The following is a 20710-nucleotide window of genomic DNA, read 5'->3' as shown; positions in this document are numbered from 1 at the left end:
ATTTTATCACAACTAAAGATTCCAAAAGAAATTATATTTAATATAATTTTTAAACTCCCCCATTCACTAGCTCGTTTATCGAATTTAATTTGGAAGAAAGCTTGATAAACCATTCTTCATCCCCTGTTAATAATGCAAGGTCTATAAGATAAAGGATTTGTTCCTTGTTTATTGCTTTTGATTCAGGGAGTTTTTTTACGTGTTTACTTAAAAAGGACATTGTTCTACTTATTGTATCCCTGTTGTCACATTTAACAACATTAACCTTAACTACTTCCCCTACATGATCAAATGATTCAATATAACCAAGTATTAATTCACCCTCTACTGATATTCCTCGAACCCAATCTCCTACTTTTAAAACAGGATTATTTGACATCATACTTTTTCACCTTCCTAGAAATGATTTTAGTATTAATTTATTAGGATTCGTTCCTCGTTTTTTAGAGACGACAAACAAGATACACAAAACAACTCGAACTGTAATGTTTTTCATTACATTTAGACATTAAGAACTCCACGGCTATATAGAAATTAAGCCGTTTATCGTTCTTGATTGATTAGATCGACTACTTCTTTCATCGTATAGTTCTTTAAATATTCACCTAGATGTTCTTCAGCACCTAAGAAAATAGTGAAAAGAACTTTTCGCATATTCGAGCCTACAATACACTGGTCATTCGATTCTGGACATTTAGGTTGCAAAGCACCTTCTGAGGTTATTTGATAAATATGCCAGAGATTAACTTCACTTAAATCTCGAGCGAAAATAAAACCTCCACCAATTCCCTCTTTTGATTGTATAAACTTATGTTTTTTTAACAAACTTAGCACTTTGCGAATGCGTACTGGATGAACACCTGCACTTTCTGAAATAGCATTGCTTGTTGACATCCGGTCTGGCTGTAGTGCTAAATAAGTTAAACTGTGAATGGCCAAGGTAAAGTCACTGTTCATGGTCTTCCTCCTACGATATAAATTGCTAATCACTTTTCAACTTACTGTAACTATAAATATTACAGATAGGTTTGTCAAACGTTAAGATTTATAAATAATTTTTACTATGAAGAAATACATTCATTTATATTCTATACGAGCTCACCGATGTCTATTAGTTACATTTATCTTTTTGAACTACCTATTATCATTTATGTTTTTTAAGTCTAAAAATAATTTTAAAAATCCCACTGTTTCTTGACTTGTTCTTCTGCCAACTGTTTAATTTTTGTCCAGATTGTATCTTTGCTCACAATAACATTTGTTTGATAATTTCTATTTTTATAATTCACTGTAACGCATACTTCAATCATCTCTTGCTTCCTCCTTTCAAAAAATTTCACTTATTTATATTTAATCCCTGAAAAATTTTGGATTTAGCTAGAATCTCTAACCTATAACTTCACTTTTTAAATAATCAAACTTAAAAACCCCACTGTTTCTTGACTTGTTCTTCTGCCAACTGTTTAATTTTTGTCCAGATCGTATCTTTGCTCACAATAACATTTGTTTGATAGTTTCTATTTTTATAATTCACTGTAACGCATACTTCAATCATCTCTTGCTTCCTCCTTTCAAAAATTCCCTTTAAGAAATATTACTTATTAATTAGCCAACTTTTGCAATTCTATGTTCAGAACTGTTCGAACGCTACGTGGTAAAAATTTACGAATTTCTTCCTCGTTAAAACCAATCTGCAATCTTTTTTCATCCAACATTATTGGGCGGCGCAACATTTGAGGATACTCAATTATTAATTTATAAAATTCATTAAGCGAAAGCGCCTCGATATTTATATTTAATTCCTGAAAAATTTTGGATCTAGTTGAAATAATTTCAGTAGCCCCTTCTTCAGTTAAACGAAGAATTGATTTAAGTTCATCGACTGTAAGAGAGTTTGATACGATATTTTTTTCGGTATAATCAATTTGATTCTCTTCAAGCCATGCTTTTGCTTTTCGGCATGAACCACAGCTTGCTGTCGTATATAAAATCACCATATTTTATTCACTCCTTTAATGTTCTTTATCAAACGTACAATTATTTTAAATATGGATTATTGAAATGTATTAAAAAAAATTACAGTTTAGAATCAAATTCACGTAATGTTATTTATTCGACAATGTTTAATTTATCTCAACTATCCGTTTCCTTTTAAAATGATGCTTTCATACAATTACTGTATCTACATTTTACAGACGATGACAACTTACTTCTTAAAACTATACTGTAATTTTAAACTTTACAGTTAGATTAATCAACTGTTAAGTCTTGGATTAAATCTATCAACGTAACAAATCGTTTTCTTTTGTGTGAATGTCCCCATAGTTATTATTCTCACCAATTTCAAATGCACTTCAAAGTATATTATACTCATTTCTTGCTTACATGTGTTATTATGGAATATATTTAGCACAATAAATAGTACGCACTTTAAAGTATTATAGGTACTAAAAAGTAACATATAAACTTTCTAGTCATGTTCTGTTTACTCCTCTCTTACATTGGTTATTATGAACGATATTTAGCACAATAAATAGTACGCACTTTAAAGTGTTATAGGCACTAAAAAGAAATAATTTTAGTATTCAAACGTATGTAGGCCCAAAACTGTCATCTAAATTCATCAAAGGAGTTTTTTTATGAAAACATATAATATTCCTGTAGAAGCGACTTTAGAAGTTATTGGTGGAAAGTGGAAAGTTGTTATCCTTTGTCATTTAAAAAAAGGAACAAAAAGAACGAGTGAATTAAAACGTTTAATGCCTGGTATTACACAAAAAATGTTAACACAGCAATTACGTGAACTGGAAGAAGACGATGTAATCCAAAGAAAAGTATATGATCAAGTACCACCGAAAGTAGAGTATTCTTTAACAGATTACGGTTCATCTTTAGGAGCCATACTCGATTCCCTCTGCGCTTGGGGAGAAGGTCATCTTGAAAAAAACGGGAACACATCCATGCTTATTACAGCTGATGAATAATAAAGTGAAACTTTAATCAGTGGGGGGTGTTCATCCCCCACTGATTATTAGCCTTCACCAATCGGGCTTTTATGGGCAGTGAGACTCCCACCTAACCTCTTTGCTTTCGCTGAATTTTGAGGTGGGAGTCTCACTGCCCTCAAATAGCGGGATACCTATTCCTCTATTTGTGTAAATTCTATCGAAGACATAAAAAAAGGTTGAGACACTACTTGCCTCAACCTTTTTTATGTCTCTTTATAACTTTTTGCGGTAATAACTGTTTCAAATTCAAAGGTTTCTGGTAGATGATCGGCATAAGAGTACTCGAATGTGCGTCCATCCGTTAAGTAGGCCACTTGTTCAACTCTCATTAGGAAATCTTGATTTGTTAAGTTCATAAACTGCTTTTCTCGATCATCTGGTCGAACTCCTTTAACCCTGACAACGGATGTCCCTACTTCAAGACCAAGTTTATTTTGAATGTGTGAGTATATCGATTCCTCTAAAACGGAAGCTTCAACACCTGGGATGACCGAAATCGGCATCCACGTATGCTCCATAATCGTCGGAATGCCGTGGATGATTCGAAGGCGGATGATTTTATAGACGAAATCACCGATTAAAACTCCCAATTTTTCAGCAACAATTTCATCGGCACCGACAATCGTAAACTCGATAATTTTACTTTCTACCTCACTGCCGTAAACAGCTTTCGTACCTGTTAAAGTTTGAATCATTCGTGCCTTTTCCTGTTGACGCCAATCTTGAACCACGGTTCCACTTCCACGCCTGCGGATGATGTAGCCATCTCTGACTAACAAATCCAGCGCTTTTTTAATAGTAAGTGCTGAAACGCTAAATTCTTCAGCAAGGACGGGGCTACTCGGGATTTTTTCGTTAATTTTATATTCGCTGTCTAAAATTTGCTGTTTAATTTTTTGGTAAATGCCGAGGTATTTTACTTGTGTTGATCCACTTGCCATTTCCATACCTCCTTTATACTGTATTCCCTCTTCTATTCATTCAAATGTAAAGCCTCAAGTTTGTAAACAGAAGGTGATGGAGCAGCAAATCCGTTTTCCAAGATTTCAATATTCGTTACTGCTTCTTCGTCTTTCACAAGTTTTGGTGCACCATTTACGATTGTTTCATACGCTGCATCATAGAAACGACCGTAATCACCAAGCGGCGTTTTAATTTGTTTTTCAATCCAATCACCGTTTGCGTTACGATATTTAGCAATTCCATAGTACATCGGCGAATCTTCACCAAATCCTGCACTCTCAGGCATAATACCCGCTTTCAGATCATTTTCCTGCTGATCTTCACCGTATTTAATAAATGAACCATTTGTTCCATGAACGATAAAGCGTGGATAATCTTTCGCTACAACATGGTTTGTTTTCAATTTAATTTTCAGCTGATTGCCGTAATGTAGACCAACATCGAAATAATTATCAACCGCACCTTCCACTTCATTATTACGAATATCGTATGTCACCGTATCCGGACGGCCGAATAGTGAAATCATACGGTCCATCGTATGAATACCTAAACTGTAAAATGAACCTTCTTCTTTTAGACCTTCGTGAGTGATTGAACCAGGACGGAAATAATCAATATGTGATTCGACCTCAACAATATCACCGAGGAATCCTTGTTCCACAACTTGCTTCACAGCTAAGAAATCACCATCAAAACGACGGTTTTGATAAGGCATAACTACTACACCTTTCTCTCGTCCTAAAGCTAATAATTCTTTCGCATGTTCAACTGTATCGCAAAATGGTTTTTCAACGATAACTGATTTCCCAGCAAGTATAACTTTTTTCGCCAATTCGTAGTGGGTATGCGCTGGCGTACAGATTGTCACTACTTGAATTTCTTCATCATTCAACAATTCGTCCAAATCAGTAGTGAAATAAACACCTTTCTCCGCATATGGAGCCGCTAATTCTTCATTAATTTGGCGTGCAAAAATTGTTTTTACTTTTATATTTTTACGTGTGTTTACATAAGGTAAGTGATAACGGTTAGCTGATTTCCCAAATCCGATAAAGCCCATTGTTAATGTCATGTTCTTCAACTTCCTTGCTCATAAATTTTTGTTTCTACATTTATTATATACCTTCAAAACAAAAAGTATATAGTTTTATACTTAAAGTTATATACCAAATAAAAAACCGAGATAGAAATCATTTTCGATTTTCATCCCGGCTTTTTACTTTAAGTTATATATCTGTTAATTTATATATATTTTTTTACGATGAGATTATTTGATCTTATTTATACATATATGAACGTGTCATAGGAATTGTATCATTTACGCCTTTTGTAAATACAAATTGATGTAAATCAATATTACCTGTGAAGAACGAAGCTGCACATGCATTTAAATATAAGCGCCACATACGAATGAATCGCTCATCTTTCGTTTTGCGAACTTCCTCCAGTACGTTTTCAAAATTTCGGGCCCAATGTTGTAATGTTTTCTCGTAATGTCTGCGTAAGCTTTCCACATCAACAATGAAAAATTGTTCGTTTGTCATGTTCGTGATTAATTCGTTAACAGCAGGAACATATCCGCCAGGGAATATATACTTTTCAATCCAACCATTCGTAGCACCACCATTAGCCGGAGAAGTAATACAATGAAGAAGCGAAATTCCTCCATCGTTTAGCAGTTCATTCACTGTCTCAAAGTATTGCGTAATGTTGTCTTTCCCTACATGTTCAATCATACCTACACTAACAATTTTATCAAATTTACGATTCTTAATATCGCGGTAATCAAGTAAAGATACTTCAACTAAATCCGTAAGTCCCTCTTTTTTAATTCGCTCGGAAGTCTTAGCATATTGTTCCTCACTTAACGTTACCCCCATCGCTTTCACACCGTACTGCTTAGCGGCAGCTGTAATGAGCTCACCCCACCCGCAACCAATATCTAATAGCGTATCACCTTTTTGAAGGTTCAACTTTTTCAAAATATGATTCACTTTATTATGCTGAGCTGTCGTTAAAGAATCTTGCTCATTTTGAAAATACGCACAAGAATACGTCATTGTTTCATCAAGCCATAATTTATAGAAATCGTTCCCAATATCGTAATGGTGAGCTATATCTTCTTTATTTTTTTGTTTTGAAAAATTCCATTTACTTTTGAAATATTGCAACTTACTATCACCTAAAAAGCTATCTTGCCTTTTATAAATAGATTGAATTGCTTTTTCAAGATTCCCCTCAATTTCAAGGTCCCCATTCATATATGCTTCACCGAATGCAATAGAAGGATCCTTAGCGATTTCTTTTTTGGAAAGCGGCTTATGGAATGTTACATGAAATTGAGGTTCCCCTTCTCCATATTGGATTGTTTCTCCATTCCAAAGTGTAATTTGAACTGGATCTAAAAAAAGATTTTTAAGTATTTTTTTATAAAAAAGTTCTTCAACCATCTAGACATCTCCTACTAAAAAAATTGAACAAAAAACTATACTAGTTAATAAGTTTTTTTGAACATAGCTTAAAACCATTATGACTTCTTGCTACGAGTGTCATTATAAAACGGTTATATTATGAAGCATAGTACGTACTTTAAAGTGATGAAGGCACTTTTAAGTACCTATTAAAGCCTTAATCAATTATTCATCACGGCTAAAACAGTCGTTAATATGGTATAGATCCTTACTTTTACTTTCTAAATTTTTAGTATTACATATAGAGATTTCACTTAACTTTACTATTTTTTCTATCTATGCATTGTTCTCCCCATACGGTCAATTGATTTAATACATTTTGCAAAGACCACCCATAATCAGTTAAGGAGTATTCTACTCGGGGTGGAATTTCTTTATAGATTTCACGTGTAATCACACCATCATCTTCCAGCTCACGTAATTGTTGCGTCAACATTCTAACAGAAATTTCAGGAATTAGACGCTGCAACTCACTCGTTCGCTTCGTTCCTTTCGTTAAGTGACATAAAATGACGACCTTCCATTTTCCACCGATAATTTCTAAAGTTGCTTCTATCGGTATATTATATTGTTTCACGCGATCTCCCTCCTTTTTTCTAAATTTCTTCTCTATTGTTACGTAAAAATAACTAATTTTCTATACGGTACATTTTAGTTCCTACAGCACAAAAAAGTACCTATATTACCAAAAAGGAATTATGCCGCTTAAAAATCTCCTTCTATACAAAAAGAAAAAACGAACATATTCTCGTTCGTTTTTTCCTTCTTTATTCAGCTACTGTTATAAGCATAGACGTGTTACCATTCTTTTCAAGATGATTTTCTCCCCAGTTACAAAGAGAATCGAGTATAGAATCTAAAGAATGACCGTAATCAGTTAAAGAGTATTCTACTTTTGGTGGCACTTGGTTATACACTTTTCTTTCGATTACACCATCTTCTTCTAGTTCCCGTAATTGTTGTGTTAACATTTTTTGCGTAATACCAGACATTAATTGTTTTAATTCGCACGTTCTCTTTTTGTCTTTCTTTAAATGACAAAGGATAACTACTTTCCACTTCCCACCGATAACCTCTAAAGTCGCCTCTACAGGAATATTGTATGTTTTCATATAAAAATCTCCTTTAATAATGTTATAAGGCAATTAAGCTAAAGATTTAAATATTACTTTTAAGTATCTATAGCACCTTAAAGTACGTACTTTTTATTGTATTAAACATGTTTCATAATAGCATACGTAAACAGCAGATGAGTAGTACGGCACCAAAAAGTACCTGTATTACTTTTTAGTATCTATATCACTTTAAAGTACGTACTTTTCATTATGTAAAATACATTTCATAATAGCATTTGTAAGAGTTGAGTGAGTCATGCAGTGTTAGAAATTACCCATGTTATCTTTTAGTGCTAACGTACTTTTTTAACTGTTTATATACTTTTATCATGCCTTTTGTCAGACAATAAAATGATATATATATTGATTTTCAAATATATTTTAGGAGGATATCTATAATGAGTAAATTACTAAATGAAAAAATCGGTTTTGGTACAGCACCACTAGGAAATATGTACCGTAATATCCCAGAACAAGAAGCAATCGCTACAGTGGATGCTGCTTGGGAGAATGGCGTTCGTTACTTTGATACAGCTCCACTTTATGGATCTGGCTTAGCGGAGATTCGTCTTGGTGAAGCACTATCAAAAAGAAATCGTGATGATTACTTTTTAAGCACAAAAGTAGGTCGAACGATTTCAGATGAACTAGAAGATCCATCTGCACGTGATTTAGGTGAAAAAGGTGGACTCTTCGAATTTGGTCGTAAAAATAAAATGATCAATGATTATAGCGCAGATGCAACACTTCGTTCTATCGAGCAAAGTTTGAAACGTTTAAAAACAGATCGACTAGACTTTGTTTTCATTCATGATTTAGCACAAGACTTTTATGGTGATGAGTGGATTTCACAATTTGAAATTGCTCGAACAGGAGCATTCCGTGCGCTAACACGCTTACGTGAAGAAGGCGTCATTAAAGGCTGGGGACTTGGAGTAAACAAAGTAGAATCGATTGAACTTATGCTTGATTTAGAAGAAGCGAAGCCAAATATATCTTTACTAGCTGGTCGTTATTCATTACTAGACCACGAGCGTGCATTGCAACGAGTAATGCCTGCAGCTGTTAAGCATAATATGGATATTGTTGTTGGTGGCCCATATAGCTCAGGTATTCTTGCTGGAGGTGCTCACTTCGAATATCAAAAAGCATCGCCAGAAATTATTGCAAAAGTTGAGAAAATCAAAGCTCTTGCAGATCGTCACGAAATCAGCATCAAAGCTGCTGCATTACAATTTTCATTAGCAAATCCAGCAGTTGCTGCTGTTGTTCCTGGTGCAAGTAAACCAGAACGAATTGTAGAAGATCAAAACGCCTTAAACACAATAATTCCAGTAGCATTCTGGGAAGAAATGCGCGAACAAAAACTAGTAGCACCTAATGCACCACTACCAATCAACGTAAAATAATTTGAAACCTTAATCAGTGGGGTCATCCACCACTGATTATTTGCTCGCAAATATCGAGATAAAAAGGAGCGTAATGAACATGGCACATACTACTACATCTATGGAAGTGTTCGGTTCACCTGAACAAGTATGGCAATTAATAGGCGGTTTCAACTCCCTTCCAGACTGGTTACCTTATATACCTAGCAGTAAATTAACGGAAGGCGGTCGTGTACGTCACCTAGCTAATCCAGATGGTGATACGATTATAGAACGCTTAGAAGTATTCAATGAGAAAGAACGCTACTACACGTATTCAATCATGAATGCACCATTCCCAGTCACTAATTATCTATCTACAATCCAGGTGAAAGAAGGTACTGAAAGTAACACATCATTAGTAGAGTGGTCTGGCACTTTCACCCCTGTAGAGGTTAGTGATGAAGAGGCAATAAATCTGTTTCATAGCATCTACAGCGATGGACTGAAAGCATTGCAGCAAGCATTTCTAGATTGACTACTAAAAACAATGAAAAGCAAAGCGATATCGCTTTGCTTTTTTATAAAATCCCTTTTAACTTTTCACCAATCAACTTCGCTACATACTCATACCCTGCTGGTCCAAAGTGTAGCCCATCTCTTTCATCATTTTCTACAAATGTTTTATAATTCCGTTCTTGAATCATTTCAGCATACAAATTTAGAAAATAGCTTCCTGTTTCTTTCGCCACTTCCTCTACCACGTCTGCATACTGACCGAGCACTTTATTTGTTCTATTATGCTGTCTTTCTTCATCAACTGGTGCAGGACTAATAAGCAGTACTTTACCTGACGAAATATGGTTCACAATCTTCTCTAAATTTTCTTTGTATGCTTGTAATGACCCTTGTGAAAAAGAAACTGCATCATTCGTGCCAAGAAAAACTGTTACGAAATCTGGTTTATGTGATAATACATCTTCTTCAATCCTATTTAACGCATCGAATGTATTATCACCTGGAACACCTGCATTCACCACTTCCCAATTTGAGAATATCCTTTGTAACCTTGGTGTTAATCTAGGTGTACCATCAAAAAATACATCTTCAGCTGTAATACTATCACCGAAGCATACTAACGTTTTCATTAGACTTGCTCTCCTTTTACGTATGAAATAACTTTCCTTCTACCGCCTTAATATATCTTTCAGCAGAACGTTCCACTGCCTCATTTGCATTCTCTTTTACTACGCGATGAAAAGCGTTGTATAAACGATTAAACTGTAACGACTTCACTCGATTCACCATTTCTTCCACTTTTCTCGCTGGTAATGGAATTAAGTTTGGATAGCTGTACATAAAACTTACCCATCGCTCATCCGCTACAACTTGAATAATATCACCTGTTAACAAAATTCCTTTTCCATCATTACCTTCTTCCCAATGTAAGACAGATCCACCTTTAAAATGACCTCCTAAACGATGAATGACCAATCCATCAGCTAATTGTAAAGACTCACCAGACCAATAAATAATACGACTACTCGGGCGCATCACCCACTCTTTATCATCTTCGTGTATATAAATTGGTACATCAAATGTCTCTGCCCATTCTACTTGCGTTGAATAATAATGAGGATGAGACAATGCAATTGCATCTAATCCGCCAAGCTCTTTTATTTTCGCAATTGTCATTTCATCTAAATAAGTAATGCAGTCCCATAGTAATCGATATGATTCTATTTTCACTACAAATGCTGTTTGACCGATCGCAAACCCTGGTTTTGTCGTAATACTATAAAGCCCGTTTTCTTCTTCGATTATTTCATTTTTATATGTATCACTTATTTGCAAGTTTTCTAAAGTCGTCCAAGACTGCCCTTTCGGATTCACATATTGCCTTTCTTCATCACAAATATGACAACTCACCGGTTCCTCTACACTCGCTGCATACTCCACACCACACGTTGTACAAACGAAATTTTTCATCATAATTCCCCCTATCCCTATATTTTTATTAAGCTGATTTTTGTTGATACTGATCTGCTTTTTTATTTTCAATTAATAAACTTATATAAGTAAGTAAATAAACAGCTGTAACCGACAATGGAATCACCGTAAATCCTTTTTCTGCAAACAGAATCCCGCAAACTGACGTCACGAATACAGTCCCTACTGACAATAGACCATAACTTTTGCTTTCATAAATCCATACGTACGGGATAAAATGAACACCTATTAACATTGCTACTACAAAAGGTAACCATTCTGGAAATTGAAAATAGGCAAGTAATACAAGCGGAATATTCAATACATTTATCCCACCAATTAATCCTGCCAAAATCCCTAACGGATTTCCTTTCGCAAACATATCAATTTTCAATATAGCAGCTATCATTAAGCCGACAGGAAACACACATCCCATACCGATTAAATATACCCACACCACTTGTTTTTCAGAAAGAACAAAGCCCGTTATACTCATAACCATCCAAAATAAAACACCAGCTAATATAATCGGTAATCCTCTCTTCGTTTTGATTGCTAAATCCTTTTTCGCTTCTGCAATATTCATCTCACCATCTCCCCAAAAATATTTGTGCTATAAAGTAGTCTCAACCTCGCCCATCCAATAACGCCAAGCTGCTAAATAATCTTCTAAATCTTTCGGGTGGTGTCTTAAACACGTATCTATCCGCAAATATAAACCTATGACCATTTCTTCATATAAATTACGGTCTTTTCTATGAAATACACTTTGTTTCATCACATAATCAATTGCTTCTTTCGTTAAATCTTCCGGAGTTGAACAAAACGCGTAAATTAAATCGTATATAGGATCTCCTAATACTGGTAAAGGATCAATTACTCCATGTAACCTATTCTCTTGAACTATAAAATTATGGAATCCGAAATCGCCATGTAATAAAAATGGCTCATCTATTCCAGCCCCTCTATTCGGACTATTTGCTAACTTAAAAACAAGTCTACATTCTTCATCACTTATGTACGACTTTACATTTTCGTGAGCTTCCATCACAGTTACTGTTAAAAATTCATTCCAAGATTGAACCGTACTGTCCTTCCATCCCCAGCCACTCACCTTTGGAATTTTTTCATACTTATTGATAACATCCTTTACAAGTTTGCACAGTATACTTCGTTTATGGCCAGATTTGCACGAAGTAGTCCCCTCAAGAAATGAATAAACAATATATCGACTTAACGGATCCTTATATAAAAGCTTTGGAAACGCATCATTCTTTTTATAAAACTGAAGAAAATAAGCTTCTTCACGTATTACATCCGATTCATTCAGTTTTACAACGTATTGTTCATCCAACAAATATATCGTACTTGTCGTTCCCCCGTTCAAACCTTTCATGTTTTTTGGATAATGTAAAATAACCTTCTCTTTAACTAGTTGTGCAGCGATTATTGAAATGTCCATTCCCTCACCCTTGCACTCTGAATATTCCCTTAATTCAAAAGGAAACTTTACTATTATTTGACAGACATAAGGGGATTCCTCCCACCCATCTTAATATAACAAATTACACTTTCATTACTTCATCATATAATTCATTCCATTTATGATATTGCGATGCGATTTCTTTATTCCAAATGATCTTCATTTAATCTAGTAATTTCTATTGCACGATCTCTCTCTTGTAATTTACGAGCCAAACTTTCTACACCAAACACTTCTGTAAATGTGTGGCTACCTACTATTAAGTTGATACCTTTAAATTTTGCATGTTGCACTGTATATAATGTTTTTTCTCCTGTTATATACGTATCACAACCTTTTTCTAATGCTCGCTCAATCAAATTTGTATTGTTACCTGCACCAGTTAAAATCGCAATCCGTTTTATTGGTTTATCGTGATTCCTCCAGCTCTTCACTTTCTCTTCCATTCTTTCTTCAAGTTTTTCAACCAAGTTTGAAAATGCAATCGCTTCTTCAAATTCTCCTATTCCAGGTAATTCCTCTTCCTCATACGTAGAGTATTCTAGAATTGTATCTATCCCCATTTCCTTAAATAATGACGTACACGTACCAAATTCAACAAAATCTAACGGCAAATGAATCCAAAAATGATTCATTTCATATTGTTTTAATTTCTCAATACAAGCCTCTTCCATGCCAAACAAAAAACTCCAAGGAGCATGATGTGTAACTATCATATCGACTCCATTTTTATACGCTTCCTCAATCGTCTCTAGTGTCAAATTTGTTGTGTAACCGATTTTATGAAACTCCTCTTTACTTATATGAGTATAACCATATTCATCATCGCCGTATTTATGAAGATGCTCTCCAAATAGCGATTTTATATGTTCGTTAAACTGCGTTATATTCATTTTCATTTCTCCTTTCATTTACTTTTATATTTCATAAATAAGGAAATACTAAATAACAACGTTACATACATATAGGAGGACAATATGAAACCTGAATTTTTAAAAGCTGTACATGATGCGATTGGAAATGTCGAACACATTCATATAGAAGAAAGTGGCGCAGACAGTTTACTTATTCACCACGATGATGCGCAGCAATTAAAACAAGTTGCTGAGACTTTAGAAAATAATAATTTTCGCTCCGCTTTAAGAACAACGGGAAATGCTTCATATATTGAAGTGTTGAATAGATAAGGAGAAGTCCCGGTTATATGCCGGGCTTTTTCTAACCCTCATTAAAAATTTTATAATAAAGCTCTATCTCCGTTTTCAACAAACAATTATTTCTCCAAAATATCCTCTGCATCTTTTGATTCGACGTATGTGTGCTCCCAATATAATAAGTAGCACCCATTTCCTTTAACATATGTAGAGATTGAAGATGTAGTTGGGAAGCAATTCCTTTCCCGCGACAATAAGGCATTACCCCAAAATAAAATAACCGTCCTTCACTTTCTGTTCCAGATTCTATATGCGGTATGGACATACCAATTGGCTCATTTTTATCATAAAAAACAATACATGACTTTTCCCAGCCCTTACCTAACTCTGTTTGCACTGAATAAAAATGCTCATCGATAGTTAAAATTGAAGTTTGATTCCCTGAATCCAACATACATTGTTCCCAAATATATTTAAATTCTTTTTCTGATAATGTTTCTTCTATTGAACAATATGTATATTGTTTTTCAAGCGCCTCTACATTGTTTAACCCTCTACACACTTCTATTTTTGCTGCGTGCAAAGAAAAACCTGCATCAAGTAACACTCTCGCACTTGAGTTATAACCATTAAACCTTTTGTTTAATACAATACTCGCTCTTTTTAACTCCCAGTTAAAACAAACCTCTTCAAATCTACATATCTTCTCTGTATAAGTTTGTACATCATAAAGAACATCCTCTTCTATTTCTTCAATTGTGACTGCATTTGGTAAGCCATTTAATACTTTTTTAGAAGAGCCAAATAAATTTTTGATAACTGTAAGATCGTTCTTCACCACTTCGTTTCCCCTACCCCTGGTTCAATACATTCACCTGAAGTTTCATTTATATCTCACCCTCGGTTATTGATTGAATATTCTTTATCATCTTACACAAAATACAAAATTTAGTAAATTATTATGTTTTTTATAAACAAAAATCCAGTTATACATACTACATAACTGGATTTCTCATTATTTAATACCCTTTTTATTTCGCAAAAAAAGCATCCCTTAATTCCCTCTTCAACACTTTCCCTAAAGCATTTTTCGGTAATTCTTCCATAAATACAACTTCTGGTATTTTATAGCTTGCCAATTTTTCTTTACAATGCTGCATAATCTCTTCTTCTGTTAAAAATGTTTGAATGTCTTTTACAATATACGCTGTTGGAACCTCTCCCCAAAAATCATTGGGAACTCCAACTACTGCAACTTCTAAAACACCATGTATTTCATGAATAATATCTTCTACTTGGTCTGGATATACGTTGTCACCACCGCGTATAATAACATCTTTATATCTTCCCATAATATGCAAGAATCCATCGTCATCTATCATGCCAGCATCGCCCATGTTAAACCAATTATCTTTTACTACCTTCTTTGTCGCCTTTTCATTATTCCAATACCCTTTAAACATGTATGGACTTCTTACATGTATCTCTCCAACTTCATTTGTTGTTAGTTCATGTCCTGTTTCTGGGTGAACAATTTTTAACTCTACATGTTTTAGTGTTTTCCCTACAGAAGACATCTTTTCTTTTCCCATCATTGGATGCCATGAAGTTACAACCCAACCTTCTGTACTACCATAGCCTTGCACCATATAGATTCCTTTTTCCAAATATTTTTGAATGAGCGTTTCTGGCACTTTTGTTCCACCGCTTTGTGCTACTTTAAAGGTTGAAATGTTACGTTCTTTTTTATTTAGTTCATCAAGCATGTAGCTATAAACAGCCGGGAATGCAAGCATCGTAGTAATTTTCTCTTCTTCAATCTTATCCCAAATAAGAGTAGGATTCGAATCAGCTAAGAAAATCATCGTAACACCATGATAAATGCAATTTAAAATAGAAAGCACGCCACTCATATGAAACAATGGATGCACGGATAAAAAGCGTTCACCTGCTGGAATTTCTCTTTGTCCCGCAACCTCAGCAAAATAGTGATGTAAGTTTTTATGACCAATTACACATGCTTTTGCCTGTCCAGTCGTTCCTGAAGTAAATAAATAAATTGCATCATCATCTTCATGAACTTCTACGTTCGGTTCTGTCATCGGCTGTTCTTGTAATTTTAATTCAAATGAACCGAAGCCTTCTTTTGTCGTTTTAATTACATAAGGAATTTCTTTAACGGCATCAATTTTTAATAAAATTTCACTAAATTCTTCATCAATAACTAATACTTTTAATTTCGCTTCTTTTACAATCGTTTCTAGTTCATAAACAGTAAGCTGATGATTTAGCGGAATAAATACCGCTCCAATTTTTAAGCTTGCCATCATAACGCTTGGAAACGGGTGATTATTTTTGCATAAGATTCCTATACGATCCCCTCTTTGCACACCGTTATGTAACAAATAATGCGCAAACTGATTTACTCGTTCATTATACTGCTGAAATGAATATCTTTTTTCTCCGCCTACAAGCGCTTCCAAATTTGGTGATTGCATTGCTCTCTTTTGTAATAATTGTCGCATCGTTCTCAAGTAAAACTCCCCTTTATATATGTTAGGGTTTTTATTTTATCAGATTAACTATTAATTTACTAAAGATTACACTTAGTGAATTTAAAACGAATAAAGTGAAACTTTAATCAGCCCTCACCAATCGGGCTTTTGCAGGCAGCCCAAATCTCACCTAACTCCCTCGTATTCGCTGATTTTTGAGGTAGGAGTCCTGCTGTCCACAAATAGCGGGATTTAAAAATAGCCATCTACTTATCAAGTAAATGGCTATTTCTCCTTATATATTAGAATACTTCTTATTCATCACATATTGCACATACTCAGGCGCACTATTATTAATCTCTTCATCACTTAGCTTATATTCTGCACCATATAAATAAAACGAAGGTATAAATTCCATTCCCGTGTATAAGCTTGTAGCGTGAAATGGTTTCGTCAACTCAATCATTGTGATCCCGCTATTTTCATAGTCTGTTTCTAATCCACCTATAGAAATAGCTACACCAAACTCTTTTCCCTTCACTTTATCCCCTTTAGATCCGTAAGCAAATCCATATGTTAATACATCGTCAAACCATTTTTTTAATAGTGGTGGTGAGCTGTACCAGTAGAATGGAAATTGAAATATATATCGGTCGTGTTCTACTAATAGCTTTTGTTCCTCTTCAACATTAAACTCCCAATTTGGTGCCGCTTTATATAGTTCATGCACCGTAATTTCATCAGAATGTTTCTCAAGTTCTTCTACCCATCTTTTATTAATTCGAGACTTTTCAATATCAGGATGTGCTACAATTACAAGTGTTTTCATATATTTTCTTCCCCCTTATAAATAATTCAAACCCTTTAGTATTAGTATGAATGAGTCACATATAATTGAAAAGTACGTACTTTCAGGTACTATAGGAACCTTGAGGTACCTTTGGAGGTGTTTTATGAATCAAAATGATGACTGCCCAATTGCAACGACACTCGATGTAATCGGCGGAAAATGGAAAGTTTATATTTTATGTGTTTTGATGGATGGAAAAATGCGAACAAATGAAATTAAACGAGAAATTCCAAACCTTACACAAAAGGTTCTTACACAGCAACTGCGGCAACTTGAAGCTGATGGGATTATCCATCGTACCGTATATCAAGAAGTACCACCAAAGGTTGAGTACACACTAAGTGAACACGGAAAATCTTTAATGCATATTATGAATGAACTATTTGAATGGGGAAAAGATCATCAGATGAAAAGATTAAATGACTAAAAGAATTCTACCTACTTTGTTACATCTTCTATACAAAGAATTCTTTTGAAATTTTGTAATAGGAGTATTGTCACATAACTATTAAGTTAAGAAAATAGATTACCCCCATTTGATATAGATTCATACTTTTAAGAGTTAATAAAGAAGAAAACTAGAATTATGGGGGCACAATCTTTCTTAACGTTCCAGTAGAAAATTCATGATATTAACAAGATTTGATTTGCTTACTGGCTCAGCACGCCCTACTACACAAATATCAAAATCAAATCCTTCCATCGCTGTAATTAAAGACCTCAATTTTTCTTTATCTAAGTGGCAATTATTATAATAATCCACTCCAACAGCATCGCCAATAAATAATACTTTTTCTTGAGGTACAAATATGTAAACAGAATCGTCACTATGTGGAGAGGTTACATGATGTAATTGTGCAACAATACCTCCTAAATCAATTTCCATATAACCGTTGAAGGAAATATCGGAAGTCACTACTCCTATTTCAGATAACAAAGGATACTCTTTACGTATACAAGTATCTACAAATTCAATCTCAACCTCTGCTACTCTCTTTTTCATTTCAGAATCTGTCCATTCCCACATAGCCAATTCTGCTAATTTATCATTCGTTCTTTTGTGGGCAATTGTAATTCCTTCCACTGCATGCATCCCTAAAATATGATCCCAGTGCCAATGTAGAATTACAATTCTTTCCAGTTTCCTTAATCCTTCATTACGCACAGCTTCATTAAACAATTCAACATGATCTTTAGAGTTACCTGATTCTACCATTAAAGAACACTTTTCTCCATACCTAAAATATTAAAGACTGTCTTTTTCTCTTAACAGTGGAACTTTCACCCGTTTTTCTGTAGGAGGATAAACAAGCGAAGCAGGATCACTTGAGTTGGAAGCTTTTGATACAATCCGATATAGGTTTCGTGAATTTCGTGTGTTTATCCTGGTTGTAGCTGGAATGGATTTGGCAATTGTTACAGAAAAAAGAACCGACATTCTTACAAATCTGGAAAATCAAAAATGGTTGTTTATGAAACTTTCTATATTTATGCTTAAAGTTGGTGCTACTTCTTTATTGCACTAGATAGTAATGTAATTTATAATACGTTTAAATGATTAAATTATTAAACGGAAGGTAATGTTAACGAAATGAACTGTAATGATAAAGTAATGCATATTTTAGAAAATTTAAGACCATGTTTCCAAGGGTTGGGAGATCCAACTCGTCAGCAAATTGTATCGCTTTTAATTGATAAAGATAGCTTGAATGTGACGCAAATTGCGGAGCATATTCCCATGTCAAGACCTACTGTATCTCATCATTTGAAAATATTGAAACAATCAGGGTTACTTCGAGTTCAGAAAAAAGGCACTGAAATGTATTATTGTCTTGAATTTAATGAAACAATAAATCTTTTAAAAGAACTTGTTTCTTTAGTTGAAGATGAATGTAAGAATTAGGTACTCATTTATAGTTTAGGGACACCTTTTGTCCCTTTTTTTAGCGACATTATGTTGAAATGTTTAAGTTTTTAATCATTTAAACTTATAATCTCATACTAATTAAAATGGAGGTTTCAGATGAATAAGAAAACTGTGTTAATTGTTGGTGGGTATGGTGTTGTTGGTAGTCAAATTGCTCAAATTTTACATGATCGACATCCTGATTTGGAAATTAGATTAGGGGGAAGAACCTTAGGGAAAACGTTACCTTTTGAATCAGAGAGAGTAAAAATAGTCAATGTAGACAATACAACAGATGATCCTTTAAGAAATTTGGATGATAATTTCACAGTAGTTGTTAATGCAGTTAATGACCCGCAAGATAGACTACTTCTATCTGCAGTTCGAAAAAATTTTCCATTGGTTGACATTACTCGTTGGACTGAACGCTTTAAGAGTTCTATTGATCGATTAAAAAATGTTGAGGTCCAATCCCCTGTTGTATTAGCTTCAGGGTGGATGGGAGGGACAGCAGCCCTTTTTGCTAAAATTTATTCAAAAGATCTTCAAGAGGTTACGGTTGATATCAACGCACTATATTCTCTTCAAGACAAAGCAGGGCCAAATTCAACAGCATATATGGACCGGTTAACTATTCCATTTGAAGTTAAAGCTGGAGAGGGAATGCGACAGGCTTATCCAATGACTGATCCAATCAAAGTCCGCTTTCCTAACGGTTATATAACCAAATGTTATCGTTTGGATACTCCTGATCACGTAACCCTGCCAGAATCAATTCATGCTGTTTCGGCTAACTTTCGTATTGCTTTTGATAGTAAAATATCTACATATGGACTGGTCTCTCTGGTGAATACAGGGATTTGGAAAATGATTAGCGGAGAAAAATTTACCGATTTGCGGAAAAATATTCTCTATAAACCCGGAAGAGGAAGTGCACATAACATAGTTATTCACCTTAAAGGTTATGATGCTACTGGTGTATTGCATAGTCGATGTGTGAACATATCAGATCCGTTAGGACAGACCCATCTTACCGCTTTAGGAGCAGCTGTCCAAGCAGAGAACATTTTACAAACATCTGATATTGTGGTTCCAGATTCTGAAATTTACTTTCCGGAAAATCTATTAGATTTGGGTGTGAATCCATCTGCAATTTTAGATTTTTATAGGGAATATGGGGTTACTATTACGAAAGAAGATATATAAAAGGTACCGTTCTATTCGTGGTAGTACACATATGGCTATCAAGCTAAAAAATACAACTATATCAAAAATGAGAGAATGTGCATCTTCATGTGAAAATGTACATTCTCTCGTTTTGCGGTGTTATAAAATTATTAGGCTGATAGGCATGGGCAGTATCCCCCAAAACAAAAAATTCTTTTGGGAGATTTATTTTGTTAGCTTCATAGTCATTATGCATCGTCACATCACTATGAAGCTAACAAAACGCTGACTTCTCAAAAAAACTAACTGTAGGGAAAGAAAATTACATATTCTTATAAATATAGCTCTTGTATAAAACTCTTAAAAATTATAACCACAGAACTACTTTCGTAGCATCTTCTTAATTTTGAAGTCTAGAAAGTCAGCATTTAAACTAAGCTTGCTAATATCGCTTTTGTACGATTGTCCGTTACCTCATAATAAATTTCTAATCCTTTTCGAGTACCTGTTACGATTTTAGCAGCCTTTAGTTTGGATAAATGTTGACTAATTGTACTTTGGGGCATTTGTAAATTCCCATACATTGTTGTTACATTTGTAGCGCCTTTTGCAAGCATTATTTTTACTAAGGATAAACGGACAGGATGTGCCAATACCTTTAATACTTCAGCGATTTCTACATACATTTCTTTTTTTTCTTTCATGTTTCTTTCTCCCCTTTTATATAAATATTAATGATATC

General features: G+C 34.4%; 27 protein-coding genes and 1 pseudogene. 8 read left to right on the top strand and 20 right to left on the bottom strand.

The window, feature by feature from the left end; all coding sequences use genetic code 11:
• Window positions 1-49: 49 nt before the first annotated feature.
• From JDS98_RS20825 to spxA, 5 genes are all read right to left on the bottom strand, one after another.
• Complete coding sequence (locus JDS98_RS20825; RefSeq protein ID WP_000987479.1) at window positions 50-382, bottom strand: IDEAL domain-containing protein; 333 nt, start codon at window positions 380-382, stop codon at window positions 50-52.
• 161 nt (window positions 383-543) lie between these two features.
• Entirely contained in the window at window positions 544-957 is a 414-nt protein-coding gene (gene saiR / locus JDS98_RS20820; RefSeq protein WP_001083461.1) for an Rrf2-family transcriptional regulator SaiR, read from the bottom strand.
• Between the two features lie 218 nt (window positions 958-1175).
• The gene (locus JDS98_RS20815; protein WP_000573526.1) at window positions 1176-1310 is read right to left on the bottom strand and encodes a BA3454 family stress response protein; all 135 of its coding nucleotides are present in this window, start codon (window positions 1308-1310) and stop codon (window positions 1176-1178) included.
• A 110-nt stretch (window positions 1311-1420) separates the two neighbouring features.
• Window positions 1421-1555, bottom strand: coding sequence for a BA3454 family stress response protein (locus tag JDS98_RS20810; RefSeq protein WP_000573527.1), 135 nt, complete (start codon window positions 1553-1555; stop codon window positions 1421-1423).
• Window positions 1556-1601: 46 nt separating this feature from the next.
• Complete coding sequence (spxA, locus tag JDS98_RS20805) at window positions 1602-1997, bottom strand: transcriptional regulator SpxA (protein WP_000236192.1); 396 nt, start codon at window positions 1995-1997, stop codon at window positions 1602-1604.
• Window positions 1998-2639: 642 nt separating this feature from the next.
• Here spxA and JDS98_RS20800 point away from each other — a divergent pair.
• Window positions 2640-2984 (top strand): winged helix-turn-helix transcriptional regulator, encoded by a 345-nt coding sequence (locus JDS98_RS20800; RefSeq protein WP_000860824.1) that lies wholly within the window; start codon window positions 2640-2642, stop codon window positions 2982-2984.
• Window positions 2985-3211: 227 nt separating this feature from the next.
• On the opposite strand, the gene JDS98_RS20795 is transcribed toward JDS98_RS20800, so the two are convergent.
• From JDS98_RS20795 to JDS98_RS20775, 5 genes are all read right to left on the bottom strand, one after another.
• Window positions 3212-3949: a GntR family transcriptional regulator gene (locus JDS98_RS20795; RefSeq protein ID WP_000146294.1), complete on the bottom strand. Its 738-nt coding sequence runs from the start codon at window positions 3947-3949 to the stop codon at window positions 3212-3214.
• 32 nt (window positions 3950-3981) lie between these two features.
• Window positions 3982-5043 (bottom strand): oxidoreductase, encoded by a 1062-nt coding sequence (locus JDS98_RS20790; protein WP_000176622.1) that lies wholly within the window; start codon window positions 5041-5043, stop codon window positions 3982-3984.
• Between the two features lie 205 nt (window positions 5044-5248).
• Window positions 5249-6421: a cyclopropane-fatty-acyl-phospholipid synthase gene (locus tag JDS98_RS20785; RefSeq protein WP_098911666.1), complete on the bottom strand. Its 1173-nt coding sequence runs from the start codon at window positions 6419-6421 to the stop codon at window positions 5249-5251.
• Between the two features lie 271 nt (window positions 6422-6692).
• Entirely contained in the window at window positions 6693-7019 is a 327-nt protein-coding gene (locus JDS98_RS20780; protein ID WP_098911667.1) for a winged helix-turn-helix transcriptional regulator, read from the bottom strand.
• 190 nt (window positions 7020-7209) lie between these two features.
• Window positions 7210-7554 carry a winged helix-turn-helix transcriptional regulator gene (locus tag JDS98_RS20775; RefSeq protein WP_087970319.1) on the bottom strand — a complete coding sequence of 115 codons (345 nt, stop codon included), beginning with the start codon at window positions 7552-7554 and terminating at the stop codon, window positions 7210-7212.
• A 401-nt stretch (window positions 7555-7955) separates the two neighbouring features.
• Between JDS98_RS20775 and JDS98_RS20770 the strand changes: the two genes are divergently transcribed.
• The gene (locus JDS98_RS20770; protein WP_087970318.1) at window positions 7956-8966 is read left to right on the top strand and encodes an aldo/keto reductase; all 1011 of its coding nucleotides are present in this window, start codon (window positions 7956-7958) and stop codon (window positions 8964-8966) included.
• A 79-nt stretch (window positions 8967-9045) separates the two neighbouring features.
• Window positions 9046-9462 (top strand): SRPBCC family protein, encoded by a 417-nt coding sequence (locus JDS98_RS20765; RefSeq protein WP_097959805.1) that lies wholly within the window; start codon window positions 9046-9048, stop codon window positions 9460-9462.
• Between the two features lie 43 nt (window positions 9463-9505).
• Here JDS98_RS20765 and JDS98_RS20760 read toward each other — a convergent pair whose 3' ends face one another.
• The 5 genes from JDS98_RS20760 to JDS98_RS20740 form a co-directional block, all read right to left on the bottom strand.
• Window positions 9506-10072 (bottom strand): SGNH/GDSL hydrolase family protein, encoded by a 567-nt coding sequence (locus JDS98_RS20760; RefSeq protein WP_199634280.1) that lies wholly within the window; start codon window positions 10070-10072, stop codon window positions 9506-9508.
• 16 nt (window positions 10073-10088) lie between these two features.
• On the bottom strand, window positions 10089-10916 hold the full coding sequence (locus JDS98_RS20755; protein WP_199634279.1) for an MBL fold metallo-hydrolase: 828 nt from the start codon (window positions 10914-10916) through the stop codon (window positions 10089-10091).
• A 25-nt stretch (window positions 10917-10941) separates the two neighbouring features.
• Window positions 10942-11499 (bottom strand): DUF7010 family protein, encoded by a 558-nt coding sequence (locus JDS98_RS20750; protein ID WP_087948727.1) that lies wholly within the window; start codon window positions 11497-11499, stop codon window positions 10942-10944.
• Window positions 11500-11526: 27 nt separating this feature from the next.
• Window positions 11527-12375: a phosphotransferase gene (locus JDS98_RS20745; protein ID WP_199634278.1), complete on the bottom strand. Its 849-nt coding sequence runs from the start codon at window positions 12373-12375 to the stop codon at window positions 11527-11529.
• A gap of 164 nt (window positions 12376-12539) precedes the next feature.
• Window positions 12540-13289, bottom strand: a complete 750-nt coding sequence (locus JDS98_RS20740) for a Nif3-like dinuclear metal center hexameric protein (RefSeq protein WP_070173544.1) — start codon at window positions 13287-13289, stop codon at window positions 12540-12542.
• Window positions 13290-13373: 84 nt separating this feature from the next.
• On the opposite strand from JDS98_RS20740, the gene JDS98_RS20735 reads away from it, so the two are divergent.
• The gene (locus JDS98_RS20735) at window positions 13374-13583 is read left to right on the top strand and encodes a hypothetical protein (RefSeq protein ID WP_000801649.1); all 210 of its coding nucleotides are present in this window, start codon (window positions 13374-13376) and stop codon (window positions 13581-13583) included.
• Window positions 13584-13614: 31 nt separating this feature from the next.
• Here JDS98_RS20735 and JDS98_RS20730 read toward each other — a convergent pair whose 3' ends face one another.
• The 3 genes from JDS98_RS20730 to JDS98_RS20720 form a co-directional block, all read right to left on the bottom strand.
• Entirely contained in the window at window positions 13615-14391 is a 777-nt protein-coding gene (locus JDS98_RS20730) for a GNAT family N-acetyltransferase (protein WP_199634277.1), read from the bottom strand.
• A gap of 190 nt (window positions 14392-14581) precedes the next feature.
• Entirely contained in the window at window positions 14582-16084 is a 1503-nt protein-coding gene (locus JDS98_RS20725) for a class I adenylate-forming enzyme family protein (protein WP_199632191.1), read from the bottom strand.
• Window positions 16085-16340: 256 nt separating this feature from the next.
• Complete coding sequence (locus JDS98_RS20720) at window positions 16341-16874, bottom strand: NAD(P)H-dependent oxidoreductase (protein ID WP_087970313.1); 534 nt, start codon at window positions 16872-16874, stop codon at window positions 16341-16343.
• Between the two features lie 124 nt (window positions 16875-16998).
• Between JDS98_RS20720 and JDS98_RS20715 the strand changes: the two genes are divergently transcribed.
• A complete protein-coding gene (locus JDS98_RS20715; RefSeq protein ID WP_001072968.1) occupies window positions 16999-17322 on the top strand; it encodes a winged helix-turn-helix transcriptional regulator in 324 nt (107 codons plus the stop codon).
• Between the two features lie 177 nt (window positions 17323-17499).
• Here the strand turns inward: JDS98_RS20715 and JDS98_RS20710 are convergent.
• Window positions 17500-18117 (bottom strand): annotated as a pseudogene (locus tag JDS98_RS20710) (MBL fold metallo-hydrolase); the annotation flags it as partial.
• A gap of 109 nt (window positions 18118-18226) precedes the next feature.
• Between JDS98_RS20710 and JDS98_RS20705 the strand changes: the two are divergent.
• The 3 genes from JDS98_RS20705 (at window position 18227) to JDS98_RS20695 (ending at window position 20007) form a co-directional block, all read left to right on the top strand.
• Window positions 18227-18421, top strand: coding sequence for a hypothetical protein (locus JDS98_RS20705; RefSeq protein ID WP_087970311.1), 195 nt, complete (start codon window positions 18227-18229; stop codon window positions 18419-18421).
• A gap of 65 nt (window positions 18422-18486) precedes the next feature.
• Window positions 18487-18798, top strand: coding sequence for an ArsR/SmtB family transcription factor (locus JDS98_RS20700; RefSeq protein WP_000995770.1), 312 nt, complete (start codon window positions 18487-18489; stop codon window positions 18796-18798).
• Window positions 18799-18918: 120 nt separating this feature from the next.
• Window positions 18919-20007 carry a saccharopine dehydrogenase family protein gene (locus tag JDS98_RS20695; protein ID WP_199632189.1) on the top strand — a complete coding sequence of 363 codons (1089 nt, stop codon included), beginning with the start codon at window positions 18919-18921 and terminating at the stop codon, window positions 20005-20007.
• A 389-nt stretch (window positions 20008-20396) separates the two neighbouring features.
• On the opposite strand, the gene JDS98_RS20690 is transcribed toward JDS98_RS20695, so the two are convergent.
• Window positions 20397-20672: an ArsR/SmtB family transcription factor gene (locus tag JDS98_RS20690; RefSeq protein WP_000660068.1), complete on the bottom strand. Its 276-nt coding sequence runs from the start codon at window positions 20670-20672 to the stop codon at window positions 20397-20399.
• Between the last annotated feature and the right edge of the window lie 38 nt (window positions 20673-20710).

The organism is Bacillus cereus group sp. N11 (assembly GCF_016483605.1).
Taxonomy (GTDB): Bacteria; Bacillota; Bacilli; order Bacillales; family Bacillaceae_G; genus Bacillus_A; species Bacillus_A toyonensis.
Note: the sequence above shows the minus strand (reverse complement) of the source record. Positions and strands in the feature narration are given on the sequence as shown.